We start from the raw sequence: 3112 nt of genomic DNA, 5'->3' as shown, positions 1-3112 counted from the left end.
TAATCTGACCTTTAATCGAAATATTGTGCGCCGCCCAGAGTTATGGCGGTTATTCTGCTGTCAGGCTGCAGGTTCTGATTGATGCGGTCATGGTTTTCCATACTGGAGAAGATAACCAGGACGCCGGGCTCGGTTTCAAACCAACCGGCTAAAGGCTGATCGCTCTGGTTGCCCACCCACTCTTTATAAAGTGCCCGGTATTTCTGCAGGGCATCCCGGCTCAAGTCGCCCACTTTAATCTCCAGGTTGGTGGGATAAAGGGCGGAATATACATCAACTTGCAGGACTTTTCCGGAAGTCTGTCCCACGACCACCTGGCAGTCCTCCGCATAGCTGCGAATCTTAAACGGCTCTCTGAAATGTCCGCCTTCATCAACCAGTTTTTCAGTATAATCCTGCCCTAACAGGCTGTCCAGCTGAGATACGGTCATTCCCAGCCTGAGCCCTCCCAAACTGGCTGCGCTCTGGCCTGCGGGAGGAGTATTTTCGCCGGGGTCTGACTGGCCCTGGTTGCCGGAAGTATCGGGTTCACCGCTGGCCGGCGGTGTCGAAGGCGGCTGGTTGCCCGCCCTGCTCTGACATCCCCATAATGTTACTGATAGTGATAAAACCAAAATCAGGACCAGAATTCTCTTCATATAAATAACCTCTCCAATAATCTTATAATTATGGCTTAACGGGTGGTTTCAGCCCAGATGACGCTCCCGCACTGCGGGCACTCGCCCAGGGCGTAGAGTGTGCCGTCGCTGAGGCGGCAGCCGGTAAGGCTGCTATCACAGCATCTCCAGAAACGCCTGGATACGAACCTGCAGCTGTTCACTGTCGGCCGGGCTGTAGTCGGTTTCCAGGTGCATAAAGGGTATGCCCCGGTCCTGCAGGGCCGCTTTGACCAGATGGCTTTCAATGGAATACAGCCCGCAAAACTGCAATGCATAATCTATTACGCCATCCACCCGGTAATCTTGCACCAGACGGATGATGTCATCCACCCGGCCGCTGTTGGTTGTGAAGCAGGCGCAGTTGGTTTTCATGTAGCGGCTGGCTATAGCCAGTATCTGCCCATCCAGATCAGTGGGAGTCTCATCTACCAGGTTTTCAAAGTAGCGGGTGCCGGTGCACATTTCCTCACATACTACTGCCCCGCCGCTGCTCTCAACCAGGTGATGCACTTTCCAGTTGGGCAACGCCATGGGACTGCCGGTGACCAGTATGCGCGGCGCATCGGCCGGAGCCACCCCCTCATGGCGGGCGATTCTCTCTTCTAACTCATCACAGAGAACATTGGTATTGTCTGTGAAACGCTGTATATCGTCATAGAAAGCCACCTGGGTGACAGTCAGGGCGTCTTTCCCGCTGATAGGGACCGGAGAAGCCTGGCGGGTGCTGTGCAGGCGCTGCAGAGCCCGGCGTTTATCGTTTATGAGGCGGATGCTCCGGCTCAGATTCTCCGCGGTCAGTTTATTCCCGGTGATGTCCTCAGCGATTTTGACCAGATCCCAGATCTCTGCGGCGAAGCGCCGGACGTCCTGGTCGCGTTTCATCTGGGGAAGGTCCATGATGTGCATGGGCTTATCTTGACTCAGAATCTCCCAGGCTTTTTTCTTGCCATCGCAGGTGGTTTCTCCAATGTACATATCCGCCAGCTGGCAGAAAGGGCTGGTGCGGTCTAATCTCGAACCTAGTGAGGATTTGATCAGGGCGCAGGTGTTGCGGGGCAATACGCTTTCACCACCCGGAACCCAGAACTCGTCGCCGCCGCACAGGCCGGTAGTAACGGCCCCCAGGGCACAAAGCACTTCGTCGGGGACATAGACACAGTAAGTGCCGAAGATCTTGCCGCCCTTTTGTTTGAATTCATAAAGCTCATAAGGCCTCTGGCCATGAACGGTTTTCACCACATTGCTGAAATAATTCATTTTTTGGGGGCGGTTTTGCTGGGATAACAGGATTTCTTTGAAAACCATGGGAAAGGAATTAAGAAATTCATCATGTTTTTCCAGGTCCATACCGATGTCAGCCCACATCTGCCTAATCTCTTGATAAGTGGCCATCTGTAATTGTCTCCTTTCATCAATAAGACTGAAAATATTCCCGGCTCGATCTATCCTGCACATTTATAATCTGGAGTTATAAAGATAATAACCTGATATACGGTTTTATTGTACGGGGAGGCGTTTGAGAGGTCAAGGGAAATGAAAACCAAACGTGTCAAGGCCGTAGCGCTTGACACGTGATTGGGCAATATGTAATTCCAATTGGCAATTACTTTAAAAGAAACACTATCTTGGTTAAGAGTTCGCTTTCAGGCACTTCCATAGGGGAATTGTAATATAACTCGTATACCACCCCGGTAGGTTGGTGTCCGTTATCCTTAATCCACTGGGTTAAAGCCTCATAGGTGGGCCCCATTTCCTGGTAAGGGCCGGCGTAAAGAGCAGTGGCCTTTTTGCCGGCGGGAATCTCACTGGCTTTAATCTGGCCTTGTTCAGGCACGGCAGCGGCTACTGGAAATCCCATCTCAACATCCAGGTTTTCCATGTCCATATTGTAATAACATGCAAAGGCTGCATCCGCCGGTTGTTGTCCCAATTCCCCAAGATAAGTGATTATAGAGTGATAAGCTGCTCCCAGTTCTTGCGGCAGTTGGGCCACCGAAGTAGTTTTTCTGACGGACAGGACCGGCTGTGCGGCGGTTTCAATTATCTCAAACTTTTGATCCATAAAACGACCTCCCGTTTTTAATCATTGTAACCTAAAACAGGTATTTAGCTGCATTTTAAATGTTTTGGGCGAAATCTTGGCCATGCGGCGCGAGGTCCGGAAGAATTTCGCCCTAGAGGCTTAAGGCCCGGGAGATAACGGCGGCCGCCTCGGCGCGGTTGGCTCCTCGCCCGGGTTTGTAAGTATTGTCGGTGTAGCCCTTGATGATAGCTTTTTGACCGGCAGCCAGGACCGCATCCTGCGCCCAGTCTGAGATAGCGGCCCCGTCAGCATAGGCAGCTTTCAGGCTGCCCTTGACATCTGCATCGATTTCAGCCGCCTCCACGGTCATAACCGCCATCTGTTCCCGGGTGATGGGGTCGTCAGGCCCGAAAAAGGTGGAATTGTAACC

4 protein-coding genes are annotated in these 3112 nt (G+C 52.2%); all 4 read right to left on the bottom strand.

Going from position 1 to position 3112, the window contains the following annotated elements:
• Nucleotides 1-11: 11 nt before the first annotated feature.
• A complete protein-coding gene (locus B3W37_RS13420; RefSeq protein WP_483169485.1) occupies nucleotides 12-638 on the bottom strand; it encodes a hypothetical protein in 627 nt (208 codons plus the stop codon).
• A gap of 135 nt (nucleotides 639-773) precedes the next feature.
• Nucleotides 774-2051, bottom strand: coding sequence for a double-cubane-cluster-containing anaerobic reductase (locus B3W37_RS13415; RefSeq protein WP_483176123.1), 1278 nt, complete (start codon nucleotides 2049-2051; stop codon nucleotides 774-776).
• Nucleotides 2052-2262: 211 nt separating this feature from the next.
• A complete protein-coding gene (locus tag B3W37_RS13410) occupies nucleotides 2263-2721 on the bottom strand; it encodes a GyrI-like domain-containing protein (protein WP_483169488.1) in 459 nt (152 codons plus the stop codon).
• Nucleotides 2722-2833: 112 nt separating this feature from the next.
• Nucleotides 2834-3112: S-layer homology domain-containing protein (locus B3W37_RS13405; protein WP_483176122.1), on the bottom strand; the 279-nt coding region annotated here is incomplete at its 5' end.

Source organism: Syntrophomonas sp. UBA5494, from assembly GCF_002426325.1.
This window is presented reverse-complemented; position numbering and strand designations above follow the sequence as displayed.

Coding starts and splice junctions, on each gene's coding strand:
- B3W37_RS13420 (WP_483169485.1), bottom strand. CDS start 638: ATGAAGAGAATTCTGGTCCTGATTTTGGTTTTATCACTATCAGTAACA.
- B3W37_RS13415 (WP_483176123.1), bottom strand. CDS start 2,051: ATGGCCACTTATCAAGAGATTAGGCAGATGTGGGCTGACATCGGTATG.
- B3W37_RS13410 (WP_483169488.1), bottom strand. CDS start 2,721: ATGGATCAAAAGTTTGAGATAATTGAAACCGCCGCACAGCCGGTCCTG.